General features: G+C 68.4%; 9 protein-coding genes. 4 read left to right on the top strand and 5 right to left on the bottom strand.

The window, feature by feature from the left end; translation table 11 throughout:
• The 4 genes from O3Q52_RS23290 to O3Q52_RS23275 all read left to right on the top strand — a co-directional run.
• Positions 1 to 636, top strand: a 636-nt coding sequence (locus tag O3Q52_RS23290; RefSeq protein ID WP_269650709.1) for a DUF4097 family beta strand repeat-containing protein, incomplete at its 5' end; no start/stop codon positions are given.
• A gap of 74 nt (positions 637 to 710) precedes the next feature.
• Positions 711 to 1712: an ATP-binding cassette domain-containing protein gene (locus O3Q52_RS23285; protein WP_269650708.1), complete on the top strand. Its 1002-nt coding sequence runs from the start codon at positions 711 to 713 to the stop codon at positions 1710 to 1712.
• Positions 1709 to 2500, top strand: coding sequence for an ABC transporter permease (locus O3Q52_RS23280; protein ID WP_269650707.1), 792 nt, complete (start codon positions 1709 to 1711; stop codon positions 2498 to 2500). Before O3Q52_RS23285 ends, O3Q52_RS23280 begins: the two co-directional genes overlap by 4 nt.
• 718 nt (positions 2501 to 3218) lie before the next feature.
• Positions 3219 to 4145, top strand: coding sequence for a phytanoyl-CoA dioxygenase family protein (locus O3Q52_RS23275; RefSeq protein ID WP_269650706.1), 927 nt, complete (start codon positions 3219 to 3221; stop codon positions 4143 to 4145).
• A gap of 198 nt (positions 4146 to 4343) precedes the next feature.
• Here O3Q52_RS23275 and O3Q52_RS23270 read toward each other — a convergent pair whose 3' ends face one another.
• The 5 genes from O3Q52_RS23270 to O3Q52_RS23250 form a co-directional block, all read right to left on the bottom strand.
• Positions 4344 to 5648, bottom strand: coding sequence for a cytochrome P450 (locus tag O3Q52_RS23270; protein WP_269650705.1), 1305 nt, complete (start codon positions 5646 to 5648; stop codon positions 4344 to 4346).
• A gap of 19 nt (positions 5649 to 5667) precedes the next feature.
• The gene (locus tag O3Q52_RS23265; RefSeq protein ID WP_269650704.1) at positions 5668 to 6387 is read right to left on the bottom strand and encodes a thioesterase II family protein; all 720 of its coding nucleotides are present in this window, start codon (positions 6385 to 6387) and stop codon (positions 5668 to 5670) included.
• A gap of 242 nt (positions 6388 to 6629) precedes the next feature.
• On the bottom strand, positions 6630 to 11594 hold the full coding sequence (locus O3Q52_RS23260; protein WP_269650703.1) for a non-ribosomal peptide synthetase: 4965 nt from the start codon (positions 11592 to 11594) through the stop codon (positions 6630 to 6632).
• Positions 11591 to 19414: a non-ribosomal peptide synthetase gene (locus O3Q52_RS23255; protein ID WP_269650702.1), complete on the bottom strand. Its 7824-nt coding sequence runs from the start codon at positions 19412 to 19414 to the stop codon at positions 11591 to 11593. Before O3Q52_RS23255 ends, O3Q52_RS23260 begins: the two co-directional genes overlap by 4 nt.
• A gap of 5 nt (positions 19415 to 19419) precedes the next feature.
• Positions 19420 to 22066 (bottom strand): amino acid adenylation domain-containing protein (locus O3Q52_RS23250; RefSeq protein ID WP_269650701.1); only part of this gene is annotated, 2647 nt, incomplete at its 5' end.

Here is a 22066-nt window from a genome sequence, read left to right as displayed (position 1 = left end):
CTCATCGGGCGCGGCGGCACCGTCGACGTGACGGTCGAACTGCCCACGGGCTCGAACGTCGACATGACCGGCGCCGGAACAAGCGTGATCGGCGAGGGCCGGCTCGGTGACGTCCAAGTGAAGACCTCGGCGGGCGACGTCCGCCTCGACACCACCGGCCCGCTGCAACTCAAAGCGCCGCACGGCTCGACCACCGTCGACCGGGTCGAAGGCCTGGCCGAGATCACCAGCAGCACCGGCAACGTGCGCGTCGGCCTCGTCGACGGCCCCGCAGTCCTCAAGCACTCGCACGGCACCATGACCGTCGGCGCCGTGACCGGCGAGCTGCGGGTGAACGGCGCCAACGGCGCCATCGACATCGCGCGCGCCGAGGCGTCGGTCGTCGGCACCACCACCAACGGCCTCCTCCGCGTCGCGGAAGTCGCCCGCGGCAACGTCCAGTTGGAGACCTCCAACGGTTCCATCGAGGTCGGTATCCGCGAGGGCACCGCCGCCTGGCTCGACGTCAGCACCAACCACGGACAGGTACGCAACACGCTCGCCACGTCCGAGGCCCCGGAGCAGACCGAGGAGACCGTCAAGGTCCGCGCACGGACCAACTGGGGAAACATCGACATCTTCCGCGCCAAAGCCTGAACGCCCCCGTCCCCCGCACCAGCCTCATCTCTTCCCGTCCCCCAGCCGCTTCAGCCTTCGAGAGGGAGGGCTCCATGCCTTCGTCTGTCATGCCCACACCCAGGCAGGATGACGGTCACCCGTCGCCCGCCGCCATCTCCACCGTCGGTCTGCGCAAGTCGTTCGGCGACAAGACCGTCCTCGACGGCATCGATCTGCACATCCCGGCCGGCACCGTCTTCGCCCTGCTCGGCCCGAACGGCGCCGGCAAGACCACCGCCGTGAACATCCTCTCCACCCTCATCACCGCCAACGGCGGACAGGCCCAGGTCGCGGGCCACGACGTCACCACGTCACCGGACGGCGTGCGGGCCGCGATCGGTGTCACCGGCCAGTTCTCCGCCGTGGACGGCCTGATCACCGGCGAGGAGAACATGCTCCTCATGGCCGACCTGCACCACCTGTCCAAGCAGGAGGGACGGCAGGCCTCCGCCGACCTGCTGGAGCGCTTCGACCTCACCGACGCCGCCAAGAAGCCCGCTTCCACCTACTCCGGCGGTATGAAGCGCCGCCTGGACCTCGCCATGACCCTGGTCGGCAACCCGCGGATCATCTTCCTCGACGAACCCACCACCGGCCTCGACCCCCGCAGCCGCCACAACATGTGGCAGATCATCCGCGAACTCGTCTCCGACGGCGTCACCGTCTTCCTCACCACCCAGTACCTGGAGGAGGCCGACGAACTCGCCGACCGCATCGCCGTCCTCCACGACGGGAAGATCGCCGCCGAGGGCACCGCCGAGGAACTCAAACGGCTCATCCCCGGCGGGCACGTCCGGCTCCGCTTCACCGACCCGGCCGCCTACCAGTCCGCCGCCTCCACACTGCGCGAAGCCGCCCGGGACGACGAGGCACTGGCGCTGCAGCTCCCCAGCGACGGCAGCCAGCGCGAACTCCGCTCCATCCTCGACTGGCTCGACTCCGCCGGCATCGAGGCCGACGAACTCACCGTCCACACCCCCGACCTCGACGACGTGTTCTTCGCCCTCACCGACAGCACCAACGTCCCCAACCAGTCCAAGGAGACCGCCCGATGAGCTCCCTCTCCCTCGCCGTACGCGACTCGAACACCATGCTGCGCCGCAACCTCCTGCACGCGCGCCGCTACCCCTCCCTCACCCTGAACCTGCTGCTCACCCCGATCATGCTGCTCCTGCTCTTCGTCTACATCTTCGGCGACGTGATGAGCGCGGGCATCGGCGGCGGCGGCGCCGACCGCTCCGACTACATCGCCTACATCGTCCCGGGCATTCTGATGATGACCATCGGCAGCACCGTGATCGGCGCCGCGGTGTCCGTCGCCACCGACATGTCCGAGGGCATCATCGCCCGCTTCCGCACCATGGCCATCTACCGCGGGTCCGTGTTCATCGGGCACGTCGTCGGCAGCGTGCTCCAGGTTCTCGCCAGCCTGGTCCTCGTCGGTGCTGTTGCCGTGGCCATCGGCTTCCGGTCCACCGACGCCACCGTCCTGGAGTGGCTGGCGGCGTTCGGGGTGCTCGCGTTGTTCTCCCTGGCTCTCACCTGGATCGCGGTCGGCATGGGCATGGCCAGTCCCAACGCCGAAGCCGCGAGCAACATGGCGATGCCGCTGATCCTCCTGCCGCTCATCTCCAGCGCGTTCATCCCCGCCGACACCATGCCGGGCTGGTTCCAGCCGATCGCCGAGTACCAGCCCTTCACCCCCGCCATCGAAACCGTACGCGGCCTGCTGCTCGGCACCGAGATCGGCAACAACTGGTGGATCACCATCGCCTGGTGCCTGGGCATCACCGTCCTCGGCTACCGCTGGTCGAAGGCACAGTTCAACCGCGACCCGAAGTAGGCGACATGGGCGCGGGGCGGGCACCTCCCGCACCGCATCCCACCCCGGGGCGTCGTACTCCGACACCACGTCGGCGTACGGCGCCCCGTCGGTGTTCTCGTCACGGACGCCAACGGGGCAGCGTACCCAACGCGCCAATCGTTTGATGTGCACCGGTGGCTGTCCCGTCAGCGGGACAGCCACCTTTCATCGGCAACGTCTACGCACCGCGAGCGCCAAGTGGGTTACGAGATCGGCAGCCTCACAAAACAGATGGATGACAGGTTTCACCTTACCGATGCTCTGGTCTACATCTGTCATCACATTTGCCGTCTACTTCGCCGACAAGTGACATTGCCCTGTGGAGATCCACAGGGATATGGACCCAACAGGGGTCGATTCCGAGCTTCGGTCTCTTGACTGAGGGCCTTTATCCTTCTCCCGAGGCGGACTTGGATATGCCAGGGGCGGGCTCACGATTGACACTCCCCTGCCCCGCGGGCAGAGTATTGAACTGCTGAGGAACCGCGGGAAGGCCCGGGCGTGCTGCTGCGGTTGGCCACTGGAACCGCGCTATAGGGAGCAGAGCCGTGTCGCGGGCGCCGCGTCGACACCCTGGTTCGGCTACCCCTGCGTGTCCGGGGCCTAACTCCAGGAGCTGGCAGACGGTAAGCCGTGGCGGCTCCATTAACTCATTCCACACGGCAATCACGTGGCAGACCTGAGAAGGAGCCGACGCATGAACAAATTTGGCGACGGGATTCTGGAGAAAGCTGCGGCGGAATACGCCGAGCAAGGCTTCTCCATCATCCGCAACGTCGTGCCAACAGATCTCTTGGACGAGGCGCGCGCCCACGTCGACTGGCTCACCCGCAAGTATCCGGATCTGCGTCCCGAGCACTTCCACCACCCTCTGATCCGCAATGACGCCTTCTGGGCACGTCTGGTCTCGGATTCCCACCTGGTGGACATCGCGGAATTCTTCCTCGGCCCGGATGTTGCATGCTTCACCGCCCACTACATCTGCAAGCCCCCGTACAACGGACAGCCCGTTCTGTGGCACCAGGACGGCGCGTACTGGACGCTGAGTCCGATGGAGGCGCTGACGGTGTGGCTGGCCGTCGACGAGAGCACCACGGAGAACGGCTGTCTGCGGATGATCCCCGGTAGTCACGAACTGCCGCTGCACAAACCGTCGGTCCGCACGGACGAGCCCAACATGCTGTTCTCCGCCTCCGACGAGACCCTGGTGCGGGAGTGGGCGGAGAAGCGCGGAATCGTGGAGATCGAACTACAGCCGGGCGACGTCTCGATCCACCATCCGCATCTGCTGCACTGCTCAGAGGCGAACACCTCCGCCAAGCGACGGTGTGGTCTCGACATCGGCTACATCTCGACCACCACGCGAATCCACAGTGAAGGGATCTACCTCGACCCGCTGCTCGTACGCGGAACCGACACCAACAGCCTCAACAGCTACCGCCCGTTCCCCACTTACCAGGACGGCGAGACGGTTCCCTTCGCCGGGCAGGACGAGTGGAGCGAAAAAGTGGCCAAGCTCAACGAGGCGCTGCCGTCGAGTTCACGTGAGCTTCCCGACGAGAGCCCGATCGAGACGACTCGGCACATGATCAACCGTCTGCGCGAAGGCACCGTAAAGCGTTGATCGCAGCCTCACCGGCCGACAGTGCGCCGTACATGTGCGGCGCACTGTCGGTCGACCGTCGGCGTGCCGGCCCGGAGGACGAACGCCGGTCCCGCCGCACTCCATCCTCGACCGCCTGCCGGCGAACCTTGGCGCAGAGACGGGCGCCCCCGAACACGATGCGTTCGGGGGCGCCCGTCTGTGTCGCCGGTCAGGTCCTCACAAGCGCACTGGAAATGCGGAGAACAGCCGGGCGCCGCCGGGGATGAGCTCGCGATACTTCAACTCACTGCTGCTCACAGCGAGTTCCAGGCTGTCACGCTGGAGGAACAGGTGATCGATGGCTATCGCGCCTTCGAGTTCGGCGAGTGCCGCACCGATGCAGCGGTGCGGGCCCGAACCGAAAGCGAGGTGGCCTTCCCCACGCTTCAGCACACGCTCCACATTGCACCGTTCGGGCTCGGAGAACACACGGGGGTCGTAGTTGACGGACTGAAGAGAGCCCGTCACCGCATCGCCCTTGCAGATCGAGACCCCGGCGAGCTCCATGTCCTCGGCCGCGTACCGCGGTCCGGCGCTCGGGATGGGATTCGCGATCCGCATCAACTCGTTGATGGCGTGCGGCAATGCCTCCGGCTTGGCACGCAGCAGGGCCAGCTGATCCGGATTGTCCAGGAGTGTGAGAACCGCGTTCGGGATGAAGTGGGCGGTGGAGTGGTACCCGCCGTTCACCAGTACGCCCACCATCGAGACGATCTCGTCTTCGCTGAGCCGGTCGCCGTCCTCGTCCTTCGTCGCGATCAGGGCGGAGATCATGTCGTCGGCGGGCTCGGCCCGGCGTCGCTGGATCAGCTTCTTGGTGTACTCGAACAGGCCCAGGGCGCTCGTAGTGAAGTCGCGGTCGACGTTGGCGTACTCGTCCATCCACTTCCGTATCTGCGGCTGATCGGCCTCGTCGATGCCGACGAGGTCGCAGATGACGGCACCGGTCAACGGTGTGGCGTAGTCCAGGAGGAGGTCGCAGGATCCCTTCTGGGCCAAGGCGTCGATGAGCCGGGCAGAAACCTCCTCGATACGCGGCCGCAGTGCCTTGATGCGCCGGACGCTGAACGCAGGCGCCACGAGGCGGCGCAACCGACTGTGATTCTTGCCGTCCTGAAGCATCAGATTGGACGTGAAGTAGCGCAGGAGCTCGGCCGGCACATCGAGAGACGTGAGCGCCTGGTCCGCGATGCTGGGCCCTTGATGGCCCGGCACATTGCTGATATTCGTCACGAGCCGCGGATCACTCCACGCTGCCTTGAACTCTTCGCTTCGCGTGATCAGCCAGACCGGCGGCCCGCCGGGAAACCCGATGCGGACGAGCGGGGATTTCTCCCGCAGGCGCGCGAAGGCACCGATGGGGTCATCTTCGAATTCGGGGTTAAGTAGACTCACGATCGGCTCAGCCATAATTGTCGTCTCCTTGTTCGTCTTGCCTAACGGTTGAGGGTGCGACTCTCCTAGAGACTCTTCTGAGTCCACGTGTTTCCAGCACAAAGCACTAGCGACCGGAGGCTGATTCCGCCTCGATCAGGTCCAATATCTCCCGGGCGTGATCGACCAGGTACATGTGATCGCCTGGGAACTCCGCATAGCTGAATTCGCCCGTGGTCGCTCGCCGCCACTCCTGCGCCTGTTCCGCTCCGACCAGGCCGTCGGAGCTGCCCCGAACCGAGCAGATCGGCACCGACACCGGTTCGTCGGTGCTCGGAACGTAGTTCTCGTGCATTTCGCAGTCTGCCTGCAACACGGGGAGAATCAGTTCGCGCATCTCCGGATGATCGAGAGCCGCGTGCCTGAACCCGGCGAACTCCTCGACCCGGGCGAGGAACTCCTCGTCCGGAAGCCCCGTGGCCCGCCGCTCCCGTTGTGTCCACGGTCCCGGCGAACCGCTCACGACCAGCCGCTCGACGCACACATCACGCGTGCTCAGCAGATGCACCAGCTCATAGGCGAGCACTGCCCCCAGGCTGTGCCCGAACAGTACGGTCCGTGCCCCTTCACCGAGGTCCGCGACGATGTCGTCGACAGAGTTCTTGGCCGCTTCGACGACATTCCGGTACGGCGTCTCCAGGATTCGCCGCTCTCTGCCGGGCAACTCGAACGGAACCATTCGCCACCGGCCGGCGGCCAGCGCCCGCCACGGGTGGAAGAACGAAGCTCCTGCTCCCGCGAACGGCACACAGAGCAGCGTGGTCCGGTCCCGGTCATCCGTGGACATGCCGGGTTCTGCCACCCCGACCAACCCCAATCATCCATTCGATGGTTCGTTGATCCGGTTCCTGGGAATTCCTCGGCCGTGACCAGTCGGAATGACGGCAGTGACGGTCGCGTCCGGAGCGTGGCCGCAGCAGAACCGGGCTATTTCCGCGGCGCCTTACAGGCCGCTCGCCGGGACGACGTCGCACGTTCCACACCTGTCGTCCCGGCCGGCGTGCAGTCCGAGGGCCTAAACCTCCCCCGTCACTGCGCCAGTTTGCGGGCGATGACCTTCATGATCTGGCCCGCGGGTTTGGGCATGTGCAAGTCGTGGTGCGTGGCGTCCACGTCGTACTCCTCGATCGAGCCGAGGACGTGGGGACGCCAATGGGGTGCCCACGACCCTTCCTCGTCCTTGTCCAGCTTCGCGTTGAAGAAGAGCATGTCGCCGCGGTAGACCGGCGAATCGAACTCCTCCATCTTGGAAAGGTTGTTCGCCCCAACCTTCGACATGGTGTCCAGGAACTGGTCCATGTTGTCGGTGTTCATGAACTGGCCGAAGACCTCCTCGACTTCCTTCCGGTAGACCGCCGGCACCGTGCCGGACAGGTTCCTGAACCCGCTCGCCGATTTGGAGTCCAGGATCGCCAAGAGGCCGACCCGATGCCCTCGCCGGTCCAGCGCCTCCGCGACAGCGTGCGCGAGCGGGCCGCCGTAGGACCAGCCGACCAGGTTGTAGGGCCCTTCCGGCTGGGTCTCGAGTATCTGGGCGAGGTAGTCGTCGATCATCTCCTCCACCGACCCCGCCATCGAGTCCGTGCCGCCGGAGCCGCGGGACTGCAGGGCGTAGGCGGGCCGGTCCGGCACGTACGGCGCGAAGGTGAAGAAGGCCCAGCCCAACCCACCGCCTCCGTGGAAGAACCACACCGGCGGCTTCCCCGTGCCGGGATCGCGGTTCAACGGCAGCACGACCGCGAACGAGTCGGCGTGCTCGTCGGGGATGCCGCCGATGAGCACCAGCGAGGCCAACTCGGCCACCGTGGGGTACCGGACGATCGTCCTGACGGGCATGTCGACATCGAACTGCTTGCGGATACGGGCGCTGAGCCGGGTAGCCAGGAGCGAGTGTCCGCCGAGCACGAAGAAGTCGTCGTCGATGCCGACCTCCTCCACGCCGAGCAACTCACTGAAGAGGGAACACAGCTTTTCTTCATGGGAGTTGCGCGGCGCTCCGCTGCTCGTGGTGGTGATGGACTCCAAGGGCAGCGCTCGCCGGTCGAGCTTGCCGGCCGGAGTCAACGGAAGCTCCGGCAGCGGCACCACGGCGGCCGGGACCATGTAGTCCGGCAGACGCCCACGCAGGTACTCAGGCAGCTCAACCGTCAGAGGGCCGATCACCTTGGCGAGGGCGGGGGCGTTCGCCCGGATCCGCCCGACCGCGCCGCTGGGAACGAACCCGCCGGATACGACCGTCCGCTGCCCTGGCAGCAGCACCGCATCGTAGCCGTGGACGGCCTCGCCCGACCAGGTGAGGACCGTGCCCAGGCCCTCCTGCCGCGCCCACGCGGCGAGGTCCTCCGGGTCGAGCGACCCGCCGGAGGGAGCTGTCACACTCACCACACCGGCCGACGTCGCCGCAGCGGCCTCCTCCACCAGCCGCGCGTTGAGTATCCCGGTCACCCGCACCGGGCCGCCCGCCCGTTCGACACAGCCTGCCAGGTCGGCCAAGTCCGATTCCCGGCCCCAGGGCACCTCCGGCACACCGGCCAGGTCGAGCACGTCGGCCGGCTCCTTGTGCAGCACGACCTCATAGCGATGCCGGGTCAGCTCGTTGTGCACCCGCCCCGCCTTCAGCCGGATGTCGACCGCGAGGGAACGGTCCGCTGCCCACTCGGCGAACCACTCCGGAGCCACCACCAACTGCCGCTCGCCCAGCACTGCCTGGTCCACCATCGCCCGCACCTCCTCGTGCGAGGCGTGCGGCCGCGCCGCGCGCTGGACCGCGGTCAGCAGCAGCCGAAGGGTCGTGGCACTACGCACGTCACCGACGATCAGCCGGCCACCCGGCGCGACGAGTTCCATGGCCTCGCTCAGCACCCGGTCCAAGTACTCGACGCTCGGGAAGTACTGCGCCACCGAGTTGATGACGACGGTGTCGAACCCGGCGCGGGGCAGCCCGGACACGTCGTCGGCCGCCTGAGCACTCAGCCGGACGCGGTCGCCGTGGCCGGCCTGCTCGGCCTGCGCCCGGACCCGGTCCACAACCGTCGCGGAGATGTCCGTGCCCCAGTACTCCTCGACCTCACCGACGATCTTCGCGAGGAGCAGACCGGAACCCACACCGATCTCCAGCACCCGCCGCGGCCCGAACCGCAACACCTGCGCCACCGCCGCGTCCCGCCACTCCCGCATCTGCTCCGGCGGAATCGGCTCACCGTCGTACGCCGACTTCCACAGGTGGAAGTCCTCGCCCCATGCCTCTTCGGCGGATTCGGCATAGGTGTCGTCGTGGACCTGGCGCCACTCGTCCACCTGCGCGTCGGCATCGGCCACCGCGGCATCCGGATCAGGCACGACGTAGGCCACAAGGCGCTGGTCGCCGTTCTGGTTCTCGCGCACCACGACCGCCGCCTGTGCCACACCAGGATGTGCGGCCAGCACATGCTCGATCTCGCCCAGCTCGATGCGGAGCCCGCGGACCTTGACCTGGAAGTCGGTGCGGCCGATGTACTCGACCTGACCGTCCTTGTTCCACCGCACCACGTCCCCGGTGCGGTACATCCGTGCGCCTGGCTCACCGTAGGGGGAGGCCACGAACCGCTCCGCGGTCAGCGCCGTCTGCCCGAGGTAGCCCCGCGCCAGACAGGCACCGGCCAGGTAGAGCTCACCGGTGACCCCGGGCGGGACCGGGCGCAGCGTCTCGTCCAGCACGTACACCTGGTTGTTCCAGATCGGCGCACCGATCGGCACCCGGTCCGCACCCGGCACGTGCTGCCACCCGGTGACCTCGACGGTCGCCTCGGTGGGGCCGTAGAGGTTGTGCGCGCTGCATCCCGGCAGCAGGTCGACGAACCGGTTGGCCAGCGGGGCCAGGAACGGCTCGGCCGCGACCTCGATCCAGCGCAGACTGGTGCACTGCGCGGCCGACGGCTCGGCGACGAACGCCTCCAGCAGGGAGGGCACGAAGTCCGCGCCGGTCACCCGCTCCCGCTGGATCAGCTCCGCCAGGTACGCCGGGTCCTTACGCCCGTCCGGACGCGCGATCACCACAGCAGCCCCCATCTGCAGGGGGGCGAACAGCTCCGGCACCGACGCGTCGAAGCTCGCCGACGTGCTCAGCAGCATCCGGTCCTCGACCGTGACGTCGAAGTGCTCCAGACCCCACTTGATCCGGTTCATGATCGACCGGTGCGACACCTGCACACCCTTCGGACCACCGGTGGAGCCAGAGGTGTACATGAGATACGCGGCGTTGTCCGGCACCAGCACCCGTTCCGGGTTCGACTCCGGATACCCCGACACGTCCGGAAGCGCTTCGTCGAGCACCAGCACCGGTTTCGCACTCTCCAGGAACTGCCGCACCCGGTCCTTCGGCAGGTCGGTGTCCACCGGCAGATAGGCCGCACCCGCCTTGACCACCGCGTAGATCGCCAGCATCAGATCCACCGAACGCGGGATCTTCACCGCGACGATCCGCTCAGCACCCGCACCGTGTTCGACCAGCCAGTGCGCCAGCTGATTGGCACGCCGGTTGAACTCCCGATAGCTCAGCGTCTCCTGCTCACCGATCACCGCGACGCGGTCCGGATCACGCTCCACCTGGGCCTCGAACGCGGCCGGCAGGGTCTCAGCGGCCACCGTCCGCGCGGTGTCATTGACACCCCGCACCAGCCACTCCCGTTCCTCCGCCGACAGCGCCTCGATCGCGCCGACCGACGACCGCGGGTTCGCGACCAACTGCTCCAGCACGCGCGCGAACCGGGCGGCGATGGTCTCGACCGTGTCCCGGTCGAAGAGCTGGGTCGCGTACATGAGGTCGCCCTGCAGCGCCCCCGATTCGTCCATGGCCATGCTGAAGAACAGGTCGAACATGGCAGCCGACACAAGGTGCTGCTCGAACTCCACCTTGAGTCCGGGGAGTTCGAAGTCCTGCTTCGCGAAGTTCTGCCAGGCGAACGTCACCTGGAACAGCGGCTGGTAGGCCGCGGAGCGTTCGGGGTTGATCAACTCGACCAGCGTCTCGAACGGAACGTCCTGGTGCTCGTAGGCCGCCAGCGCCTTGTCGCGCACCTGCGCGAGAAGGTCGGTGAACGACGGGTCGTCGGAGAGGTCCACCCGCAGCACCTGGGTGTTGACGAAGACCCCGACCAGATCGGCCAGCGCTTCGTCGGTGCGCCCGGCGATCGGATTGCCGATCGTCACATCGTCCTCGGCACCGAGCTTGCGCAGCAGCACGGCCAGCGCGGCCTGCAGGACCATCGACATGGTCATTCCGCGCTCGTCGGCCAGCCTCTGCAGCCCGGCCGCCACTTCCTGTCCCACGACGAAGTTGACCGTGTCGCCGTGCAGGCTTCTCTCCGCCGGCCGCGGGCGGTCCAGCGGCAGGCTCAGCGGCTGCGGCACCCCGGCCAGCTCCGCGCGCCAGTAGTCGGTCTGCGTCGCGGCCAGACTGCCCGGGTCCTCCGGGTCGCCGAGCAGCTCACGCTGCCAGAGCGCGTAGTCCTTGTACTGCACGGACAACGGCTCCCACTCCGGCGCCCGACCGTCCAGGCGCGCGGTGTAGGCGGCGGTCAGGTCCCGTGCCAGCGGCCCGCCCGAGACACCGTCCGAGGCGATGTGGTGGATGACCAGGACCAGGAGGTGCTCCTGGGGGGAGCAGCGGAACAGGCTCGCCCGCAACGGGATTTCGGCCGCCAGGTCGAAATGGTGCGCGATGGCCTCGTCGACCGCGCCGGACAGGTCTTCGGGCGCCACGTCGACGACAGGCACCTGCACCAACGCCTCCGCCGCCGACAGGATCACCTGGTGCGGCTCATCGTCGTCGTCCGTCACGTATGTGGTGCGCAGGATCTCGTGCCGGCCGACGACATCACGGATCGCCGCGACGAGGGCGGCCTGGTCCAGTGGCCCGGTCAGCCGGAAGGTCGGGGAGATGTTGTAGGTCTCGGCCCCTCTTTCCAGTTTGTTCGTAAGCCACATACGGCGTTGTGCGTACGACAGCGGAATCACTGGATTCGCTCCTCTACGATCATCTTGCGCAGACTGGGGCGGAGGGGGACAGCCGATTCCTCCGACCACGCGGCCAGCGCGGACACAGTCGGCAGGTCGAAGATCTTGCGGATGGGTATCTCTATCCCCATCTCGGCGCGGGCGCGGGTGATCAGCCGGGTGGCGAGCAGGGAGTGCCCGCCGAGCGCGAAGAACCCGTCGTCGACGCCGACCCGGTCCACGCCGAGCACCTCGGCGAACAGCTTGGCCAGGGCCTCCTCGCGGGCGGTGCCGGGCGCCCGGAAGGGCGTGGTGGGGGTGAGGTCGGGGGGCGGCAGGGCCTTGTGGTCGAGCTTGCCGTTGGGAGACAGAGGCAGCCGGTCGAGCGGCACGTAGGCGGCGGGGACCATGTAGTCGGGCAGCCGCTCGGCCAAGTGGTCGCCCAGACCGGCCGGGTCAGGGGCGGTCTCTCCATGGGCGGGGACGAGATAGGCGGCCAAGTAGCGGGTGTCGCCGGCTTGCCGGGCCACGACGACGGCCTGGGCGATGTGGGGATGGGCCGTCAGGGCGGCTTCGACCTCGCCGGGTTCGACGCGGTAGCCACGAATCTTGACCTGGGTGTCGATACGACCCAGATGGTGCAGCTCGCCGTCGGGGGTGAGGCTGGCGAGGTCGCCGGTGCGGTACATGCGTGAGCCGGGAGGCCCGTAGGGGTCGGCGACGAAGCGCTCGGCGGTCAGGGCGGGCTGGCCCTGGTAACCGCGTCCGGCCCCCGCCAGATAGAGCTCGCCCGGTGTGCCCGGCGGCAGCGGCGTCAGGCCGGGGCCGAGGATGTAGGCGCGTACGCCGGGAAAGGGACGGCCGATGGGCACATCGGAGGCGTACGGCCGGTCGGGATGCAGGAGGTGGGCGGTGGCGTAGAAGGTCTCGCTGGGGCCGTAGCTGTTGATGACGCGGGCGTCCGGCCAGAGCGTGCGCACCCGGTCCGCCAGAGCCGGGGTCAGCACTTCCCCCGAGATGTTCAGTGCCGTGGGCCTGATGCGGTCGCGCAGCTGGTCGACGAGTTCGGCGAAGGCCGACGGCACCGAGCAGATGACGTCGACGTCCCAGGTGTCGCGTTCGGCCAGTTCCAGCACGTCGCGCACGATCTCGACGCTGCCGCCCGTGGTGAGCGCGGAGAACAGCTCGAAGGTGGCGACGTCGAAGCCGAACGAGGCGGCGAGCAGCACCCGTCGGCCGGACCCCATGCCGGCGTGCGCGACCAGGGCGTCCACGGCGTTGACGACGGTGGCATGGGTAACGCTCACGCCCTTGGGCACGCCGGTGGAACCGGACGTGTAGACGACGTAGGCGAGGTTGTCGGGACGGGCCGTCGGCCGTGCCCCGGTTTCCGCGGTTTCCGTGGCGCCCTGATTCACGGCCTGGATATCGAGGTCGTCGAGGACAAGAACGGGGATGTCCGTGTCAGGGACAAGTCTGCGGGTGTCGGCGTCGGCCAGGACCAGGTGAGGCCGGGCGACGGGGAGGATGTGCGGGAGGCGGGCGGTGGCGTAGGCGGGGTCGACGGGCAGGTAGGCCCCGCCCGCTTTGAGTACGCCCAGGAGGGCCACGGCCGTGGTCGCGTTGCGTGGCAGGACCACGCTCACCACGGTCTCGGGGCCCACCCCGCGCCTGGCCAGCTCGACTGCGAGCCGCTCGGCGCGGGCGTCCAACTCGGCGTACGTGAACGACTCGCCGTCGGCGACCACGGCGACCGCGTCCCGGGTCCGGGCCACCTGTGCCGCGACACGCCCGGTGATCGTGGCGTTCGGGGTCGGGACGGCCGGGTTGTCGAACGCGGCCAGCATCAGGTCGCGTTCGGCCGGCTCCAGGGTGTCGACCTGTGCGACCTTGAGCCCGGGGTCGGCCGCCAACTGCCGCAGCACTCGCACGAGGCGGGCCGCGTACGTCTCCACCGTGGCACGGTCGAAGACACCGGGCGCGTACTGGATGACGAGTTGGAGGTGTGGTTCGGCCGCCGCCGTCAGGCAGAGTGGGTAGTGGTTGCCCGCTGACGGGCGGAAGCCGGTGAAGTCGATCCCGTCCGCGGCGGCGGTCGCGGCGTTGAGCCCCTCCCGGTCGATGGGGTACGACTCGAAGACGACCAGCGTGTCGAAGAGGGATTGCAGGCCGACGGCCCTCTGAATCTCCGCGAGCCCGTGGAAGTGGTGCGCCACGAGCGTGGCCTGCCGGCTCTGAAGCCGGGTGAGAACCTCGGCGAGGGTGTCGCCGGGCGCGTACGTGACGCGTACGGGAACGGTGTTGATGAACATCCCGACCATCGACTCCACGTCCGGCACCGCGGGCGGGCGCCCGGAGACGGTGGCGCCGAACACCACGTCCTGTCGGCCGGTGAGTTGGCCGAGCAGCAGCGCCCAGGCGCCCTGGACCAGGGTGTTGACGGTGATGCCCAGGTCTGCGGCCCGCCGGGTCAGTTCGCGCGCCTCGTCGAGCGGGAGCGTGATCTCGACCTGGCCGCGGCCGTCGTCGTCCGCGGCCGTGGAGTCGGGAGCGAGCAGGGTCGGGGCCTCGATCCCTTCGAGTTCGGCCGCCCACATCCGTGCCGCCTCGTCCTGGTCCTGCCGGGCGAGCCAGGAAAGAAACTCGCCGTAGTCGCGGATCGCAGGCAGATCGGCCGGGTCGCCGTTCGAGGCGTAGAGCAGCAGCAGGTCCCGCAGCAGCGCGGGCGTGGACCAGCCGTCGAAAAGCGTGTGGTGGGCGGTCAGTACGAGTTCGGGCCGATCGGGATCGAGGACGACCAGCGCCAGCCGGAAGAGCGGCGGGGTGTCCACCTCGAAGTGGGTGGTCCGGTCCTGCTCAAGGAATCGCTCGAAGGACTCGGCGCGCTCCTTCTCATCGGCCGCGGTCAGGTCGAGGTGCTGCCACGGCAGGGTCGCCGCCTCCGGTATCACCTGTACGACATCGCCGTCCGACCGGTTGACGAACGCCGCACGGAGGGTGTCGTAACGCCCCAGCAGCGCCTGCCCGGCCCGGCGCATCCGCTCCGGGTCGACCTCCCTGGAGAGCTGGAACACCAACTGAACGTGGTAGGGGTCGTACGACGCGCCGGCCAGCATCCCGTGGAAGATGATCCCGGACTGTGCGGGGGTCGCCGGCCACACCCTGGCCAGCTTGCCGAAGCGCACCTCCCAGGTGTCGATCTCCTCCTGGCCCACCTCGACCAGGGGTGCGTCGCTCGGGGTGAGCCCGCCGGCATCGGGTGTGGTGGCGTGCCGGGCCAGGGCGGTCAGCGCCTCGATCCACAGCCCGGCCAGCTCGGTGACTTCCTCGCGGGTGAGCACACCGGTGGGGAAGCCGAAGTGGGCGGTCAGTTCCTCGCCGTCGGGGGTGGCGGTGGCGACCGCGTTGATCTCCAGCGCCGACGGCGTCGGCATGTCCGCGTCCGGCGCGGGGATCAGGTCGGCGTGCGTGGTGTCCGGGGTCCAGCCCAGGCCGCGCAGTTCCTCGGGGATGTCCGCGCCGGAGGACTTGCCCAGGTAGTTGAACCCGATCTGTGGCTCCCGCCCACCGGCCAATGTGATGGCGGTCTCGGGGTTGAGGTGGCGCAGCAGGCCATAGCCGACGCCGTTGTCCGGGACCGCCCGCAGTTGCTCCTTGACGGCCTTGATCGCCCGCCCGGCAGCCGGACCGCCCGCGAACGCGTCCGCCACGTCGATACCGGTCAGATCCAGGCGCACCGGATACATCGCGGTGAACCAGCCGATGGTGCTCGACAGGTCCGCACCGGGCACCAGGTGCTCTTCCCGGCCGTGCCCTTCCAGCCGGACCAGCGTCGAAGACCCGGACGCCCCCCGCGTCTCACGCCAACGTGCGAGTGCCAGCGCGAGGCCGGTCAGCAGGCCGCCGTCGGCACCGCCCCGGAATACAGCGGGCAACGTGTTCAGCAGGGTCTCCGTGACATCCACCGGCACCCGGACGCGGACAGTGTCCACGGTGGCCGCAACATCCAGCACCGGGTCCAGCTCGCGTGCGCCCAGCACGGGCTCCTCGCCGGCCAGGATCTGCTGCCACACCGGCAGTTCCGCCACCCGACCTGGAGCGATCGCCTCGTCGGCCAGGGCGTGTACCCACCGCCGCAACGAGGTACCGACCGCTGCCGGTTGCGCGGGTCCGCCGTCACGGACCCGCTGCCAGGCCGCGGCCAGATCCGGTACCAGGATTCGCCACGACACCCCATCGACGACCAGATGGTGCAGCACGACCAGCAACCGCCCCGTCACCACCGCATCGGTGGCGGTGGCGGAGGCGGAGGTGAACCACACGAACTGCGCCATCACCCCCGCGTCCGGGTCCAGCCGGCCCGCGGCCGCATCCAGCTCGGCCTGCACATCGGCGTCGCCGTAGGCGACTTCCCGCACCAGCGCACCGGCATCCACACTTCCCACCGGCCCCATCCGCAGCCCCGGCCGCTTCCGGTCGAGGCGGGAGCGCAGCACGTCGTGCCGGTCCACGACAGCCTGCAACGTCGCGACCAGCCCCGCACGATCGATGTCCCCCGGCAACGTGAGCATCGCGGACATGCAGAACCGGCCGATGCCACCACCAAGCGCGAGGACATGCGCAGCCGTCGGCGGCAGCGGAGCCCAGCCCACCCCGCCACCCGGCAGCTCGGCCAGCACCACGCGTTCCTCGTCGGCCCGTTCCTCCACCAGCTCCGCGAGCCGGGCGACCGTACGCTGCTCGAAGACCTCCCGCGTGCTGACCACGACACCGCGCGCCTTGGCCCGCGCGACCACCTGAATGGACCGGATACTGTCGCCGCCACTGGCGAAGAAGTCATCGTCGACACCCACCCGTTGGGCATCGAGAACATCGGCATACACCTCGGCCAGCACCCGCTCCGCCTCACCGCGCGGCGCCCGATACTCACCACCCCCGAACTCCGGCTCGGGCAACGCCCCCCGGTCCAGCTTCCCGGTCACCGTCCGCGGCAGCCGGTCAAGAACCACGAGCTGGGCGGGCACCATGTAGTCCGGCAGCCGCTCGGCCACGAACCGCCGCAGATCCGCCACCGAGACACTGGCCTGCCGGTCGATGTCGCCGTCTCCGGCGCCGCCCACCGGCGCCACATAGCCGACGAGTCGCGTGTTGCCCGTGTGGCCCTCCCATGCCGCGACCACTGCCTGGTCGACCGCGGGATGCTGGGCGAGGACCATCTCGATCTCGGTCGGCTCGACACGGATACCGTTCACCTTGACCTGGGTGTCGGCTCTTCCCTCATACTTCAGGTGACCGTTTCTGTCCCACTGGGCCAGGTCACCGGTGCGGTACATCCGCGCGCCGGCAGGCCCGAACGGACACGCCACAAACCGCTCCGCAGTCGACCCGCCGCTTCCGTAATAGCCTCGGGCGAGCCCACCGGCCACATACAGTTCCCCGATCACGCCGGGCGGGACCGGTGTCAGTTCTGGTCCCAGGATGTAGGTGCGCATATTGGCGAGCGGTCGCCCGATCGGTATGACTCCGGTTTCGGTCGACCGCTGCGGGACCGGAAAGCTGGAGACGTAGAAGCTTTCGGTCTGTCCGTAGGCATGGACGACACGGACATCCGGGAAGGCCTGGTGAACCTTGTGGACCACGTCGGCCGTGAGTGGGTCGCCGCCGAGGATCGCGGTCCGCAGATCCAGTTTGAGAGCGCCTGGCTCCTCGGCGAGGATGGGGCCGAGAAGCGCGGTGAACACCGACGGCACGGCACAGATGGTGGTACCCGACCAGCTGTCGCGTTCAGCGAGTTCGAGTACGTCACGGACGATCTCGACACTCGCCCCGGCCGCGAGCGCGGTAAATATCTCGAACACGGACACGTCGAAGTTCACCGAGGTCGCGGCGAGCATGCGGGATCCCGGCTCGACCTGTGCCATCTGCCGCGAGTACCACACACCGTTGACCACGGTGGCGTGGGTCATGGCGACGCCCTTCGGCTTGCCCGTGGAGCCGGAGGTGTACATCACGTACGCGAGATTGTCCGGCCGGACACGGGTGTCCGAGGCTTCGACCGCGGGGACGTCGAGGTCGTCGAGGTCATCGAGACTCAGGTCGTCGAGGTGGAGTACCGGCGGTTGGCACTCCGGCAGTGCCGCCGCCGTATCACGATGGGTCAGCACCAGCGCCGGAGCGGCCGTGTTGAGCAGGAGGTCCACACGCGCGGCCGGATGATCGGGATCGATCGGCAGGTAGGCACCGCCCGCCTTGAGCACGCCCAACTGCGCGACCACCAGGTCCGCCGACCGCGGCAACGCCACGGCAACCAGCACGTCCGGCCCGACTCCGCGTTCGCGCAACACCACGGCCAGCCGGTCGGCGCGAGCGTTCAACTCCCTGTACGACAACTCGGTTCGCCCGGCTACCACCGCTGTCGCGTCCGGTGTCCGCATCGCATGGGCGGTGACGAGTTCGGGGAGCGTCGATCCCGGCACAGGTGCCGCGGTCTCGTTCAACCGGACCAGCCGGTCCCGCTCGGCGTCGGTGAGCACGTCCACCGCACCGAGCCGCCCCGCGGAATCGGCGACCATCTGCCGCAGCACGCGCACGTAGCGGTCGGCGATACTCTCGGCCGTGGTGCGGTCGAACAACTCGGTCGCGTACTCCAGTTGCCCGTAGGCACGCCCGGACGCGTCCGGGATGATGTTGAAGAACAGGTCGAAGCGCGCGGTATCGGTGCCCGCCGGGACGGGGGTGACCCGCAGACCCGGTATCTCGATCCCCTGCCACACAAACTGCCAGGCCAGCATCACCTGGAACAGCGGTGAGTACGCGCTGGAGCGGTCCGGGTTGAGCATCCCCACCAGGCGCTCGAACGGAACGTCCTGGTTGTCGTACGCGGCGAGAGCCTTGTCCCGCACCTGATCCAGCAGGTCGCCGAACGACGGGTTCTTCGACAGGTCGACGCGCAGCACCCAGGTGTTGGCGAAGAACCCGATCAGGTCGTCGAGCTGCTCATCGGCGCGCCCCTCGATCGGGCTGCCGATCGTCAGGTCGTAGCCCGCGCCGAGGTGGTGCAACAGCACCGCGAGCGCGGCCTGAGCGACCATCGGGGCCGTGGCACCGCGGTCCGCGGCGAGTTTCCCCAGCCCGGCGAGCAGTTCGGGTTCCAGCTCGAAGGAGACATAGCCGCCGCGGTGTCCGGCCGCCGTCGGCCGCGGCCGATCCAGCGGCAACTGCACCGGCTGCGGTACCCCGGCCAATTCGTCCCGCCAGTAGTCCAGTTGCGCGGCAGCGATGCTGTCCGGATCCGTTTCGTCGCCCAGCAGCTGCCGCTGCCAGAGCGTGTAGTCCTTGTACTGCACCGGAAGCGGCGTCCAGTCCGGCGCGCTCCCCTGCCGGCGAGCCGAATACGCCGACACCAGGTCGCGGAGGAACGGCGCCATCGACGCCCCGTCCGCGGCGATGTGATGGAACACGAACACCACCAGGTGCTCCTGCGGAGCGACCCGGAAAACGGTTGCCCGAAAGGGAAGCTCCGTGTCCAGTTCGAAGCCCTCGCACCCGACCTCGTGCATCGCGGCGTCCACCGCGTCGGCGGCCACGTCGACCACCGGGATCCGGAAGGCCGCCTCCTCCGGTGGCAGGACCCGCTGCTCCGGCGTACCGTCCGCGTTCTCCACGATCAAGGTGCGCAGACTCTCGTGCCGGGCCGTGACATCCCCCACCGCCTCGACCAGGGCCGCGGCGTCCAGTGGCCCCTCCAGGCGCAGCACGAACGGGATGTTGTAAGTGGGGGACGGGCCTTCCAGGCGGTAGAGGAACCACAGCCGGCGCTGAGCAAAGGACAACGGAACCATCGACGCTACTCCTCCACGTTCATCTGTCGCAGCTGAGGGCGTTTCGACGCGGTCAGCTTCTCGATCCGCCCCGCCAACTCGGCGACGGTCCGATTGCGGAACACCGTCGTCACCTTCACGTCGACGTTTAGTTCGCCGCGTATGCGGCCGATCAGCCGGGTGGCCAGCAGCGAATGCCCACCGTGGTCGAAGAAGTCGACGTCGATGCCGACCTCCTCCACATCGAGGAGGTCCGCGAAGAGCCGGCAAAGGACTTCCTCGGTGCGGTTGCGCGGCGCTCGTCCGGTCGCGGCCTGGGCCTGGTCGGGTGCGGGGAGCGCATGACTGTCCACTTTGCCGCTCGACGTCAGCGGAAGCCGGTCGAGTATCACCAGGTGAGTGGGGATCATGTAGTCGGGCAGCTGCCGCTCCAGGTGCGCGCGCACCGCGTGGATGAGCCTGGCCGGGCTGTGCCACCCCGCGAGCACTGGCGTGGCCGGGGTCGGCGCCGGGGCTTCGTGGCCGGCGCGGGTGGCGTACAGCTGGCACATTCCGGTGCCCTCGAGCCCCTGGGGGGTTTCCACCACGACGTGAAAACCCTTGGCCGCCAGCATCTTCGTCACGACCGCGACCCGATCGTCGATGTCGTGCACCTCGGCCACGACCTGGCGGATGATCGGCCAGTGCTCCGGCTCGATCCCCCGCAAGGCGGCCAGCTCACTCTTCTCCGCGTCGACCTTCAGCAGATCCACCACGGTGAGCCCGTTGTCCCGGATCACCTGCGACACAGTGCGCAGTTCCACGTCGACCACGGTGCTCGACAGCTGCTGGGCCAGCAGTTCGGTCAGCTGGTCGTCCTCGGCGGCCTTTGGGCCACGCGCGTTGGCGATCACCCGGCGCAGCGTTTCCCGATCCGTCGCCTCGTCCGCGAAACGCCCCGACATCAACGACATCTCGGGGTAGTACGTGAACTCCGCGCGCCCCGCGGCATCCGAGATCCCGTAGTCGGACACCACCGCATCGAGGCCGTGCAGGTAGGCGTTGATCCGGTAGAACTCGGCGGACTCCGGCATCGGTTCGCACGCGTACACCCGCACACCGCGTGCCACCGACCCGGCCCACAGCCCGAACATCCCCACGTGGCCGCCCACATCGACGACACACGCGCCGTCGCCGACGGTCACACCACCCCGCGCGTACTCACCGCGCTGGAAGATCTCGTCGTACAGGAACGACATGTTCAGCTTGTTGCGCCCCGCCACCGCCATTCCGTTCGGCAGCTCATGAAATTCCACCCCGGTCAATCGACCGGCGCTCTGCATTTCGTGGAACCGCGCCACCGCCGGCGCCACCTCGGAATCCACGACGAGATATCCAGCCAGTTGCCGACCGCCGTTGGCATCCTCACGGGCGATCACCGCGGCCTGGCGCACGGCCGGATGCCGGGACAGCACGGTTTCGATCTCGCCCAGTTCGATACGGAAACCTCGGATCTTCACCTGGAAATCGGTTCGACCGATGTATTCGACCTGGCCGTCCTGGTTCCATCGCACGGCGTCGCCGGTGCGGTACATCCGGGTTCCCGGCTCGCCGAAGGGACAGGCGACGAACCTGTTCGCGGTCAGCGCCGTCTGCCCGAGATAGCCCCTGGCCAGCCCCATGCCGGCGAGGTACAGCTCACCGGTGACCCCGGGCGGGACGGGGCGCAGCGCCGAGTCCAGTACGTACACCTGGGTGTTCCAGATCGGTGCGCCGATCGGTACCCGGTCGGCGCCGGGCACGTGCTGCCATCCGGTGACCTCCACGGAGGCCTCGGTGGGGCCGTAGAGGTTGTGCGCGCCGCAGCCGGGCAACAGCTCGACGAACCTGTTGGCCAGCTCCGCCGGGAACGCCTCGCCCGCGACCTCTATCCAGCGCAGGCTGGTGCACTTCCTCGCCGTGGGCTCGGCGACGAACGCCTCCAGCAAGGAGGGCACGAAGTCGGCGCCGGTCACCCCTTCCCGCTGGATCAACTCCGCCAGATATGCCGGGTCCTTACGCCCGTCCGGGCGCGCGACGACGACCGCGGCCCCGACCTGCAAAGGCGCGAACAGCTCGGGCACCGACACGTCGAAGCTCGCCGTCGTACTCAGCAGCACCCGGTCCTCGGCACCGACATCGAAGTGCGCCAGACCCCACTTCAACCGGTTCATGATCGACCGGTGTGCCACCTGTACACCCTTGGGACCACCGGTGGAACCAGAGGTGTAGATGACGTACGCGGCGTTGTCCGGCGACAGTGCGCGCTCCGGGTTCACCTCCGGATACCCGGACACGTCGGGAAGCGCACCGTCGAGCACCAGCAACGGCTTCGCGCTCTCCCTCAGCTGCCGTACCCGGTCCTCGGGCAGCTCGGTGTCCACCGGCAGATAGGCCGCACCGGCCTTCACCACCGCGTAGACCGCCACCATCAGTTCCACGGAACGCGGGATCCGCACCGCGACCAGCCGCTCGGGGCCGGCACCCTGCTCGACCAACCAGTGCGCCAACTGATTCGCACGCCGGTTGAACTCCCCGTAGGTCAGCGTCTCCTGCTCACCGATCAACGCCACTCGGTCGGCGCCACGCTCCACCTGAGCCTCGAACGCACCCGGCAGGGTGTCCCCCGCCACCGGATGCGCGGTGTCGTTGACC

The organism is Streptomyces sp. ActVer, from assembly GCF_027270795.1.
GTDB classification, from domain to species: Bacteria; Actinomycetota; Actinomycetes; order Streptomycetales; family Streptomycetaceae; genus Streptomyces; species Streptomyces umbrinus_A.
The sequence above is the reverse complement of the archived record's forward strand: the minus strand, read 5'-3'. Positions and strand labels throughout refer to the sequence as shown.

What these genes read in the sequence shown, in the direction of transcription:
- O3Q52_RS23285 (WP_269650708.1), top strand. Translation starts at nt 711, where the DNA reads ATGCCTTCGTCTGTCATGCCCACACCCAGGCAGGATGACGGTCACCCG.
- O3Q52_RS23280 (WP_269650707.1), top strand. Translation starts at nt 1,709, where the DNA reads ATGAGCTCCCTCTCCCTCGCCGTACGCGACTCGAACACCATGCTGCGC.
- O3Q52_RS23275 (WP_269650706.1), top strand. Translation starts at nt 3,219, where the DNA reads ATGAACAAATTTGGCGACGGGATTCTGGAGAAAGCTGCGGCGGAATAC.
- O3Q52_RS23265 (WP_269650704.1), bottom strand. Translation starts at nt 6,387, where the DNA reads ATGTCCACGGATGACCGGGACCGGACCACGCTGCTCTGTGTGCCGTTC.
- O3Q52_RS23255 (WP_269650702.1), bottom strand. Translation starts at nt 19,414, where the DNA reads ATGGTTCCGTTGTCCTTTGCTCAGCGCCGGCTGTGGTTCCTCTACCGC.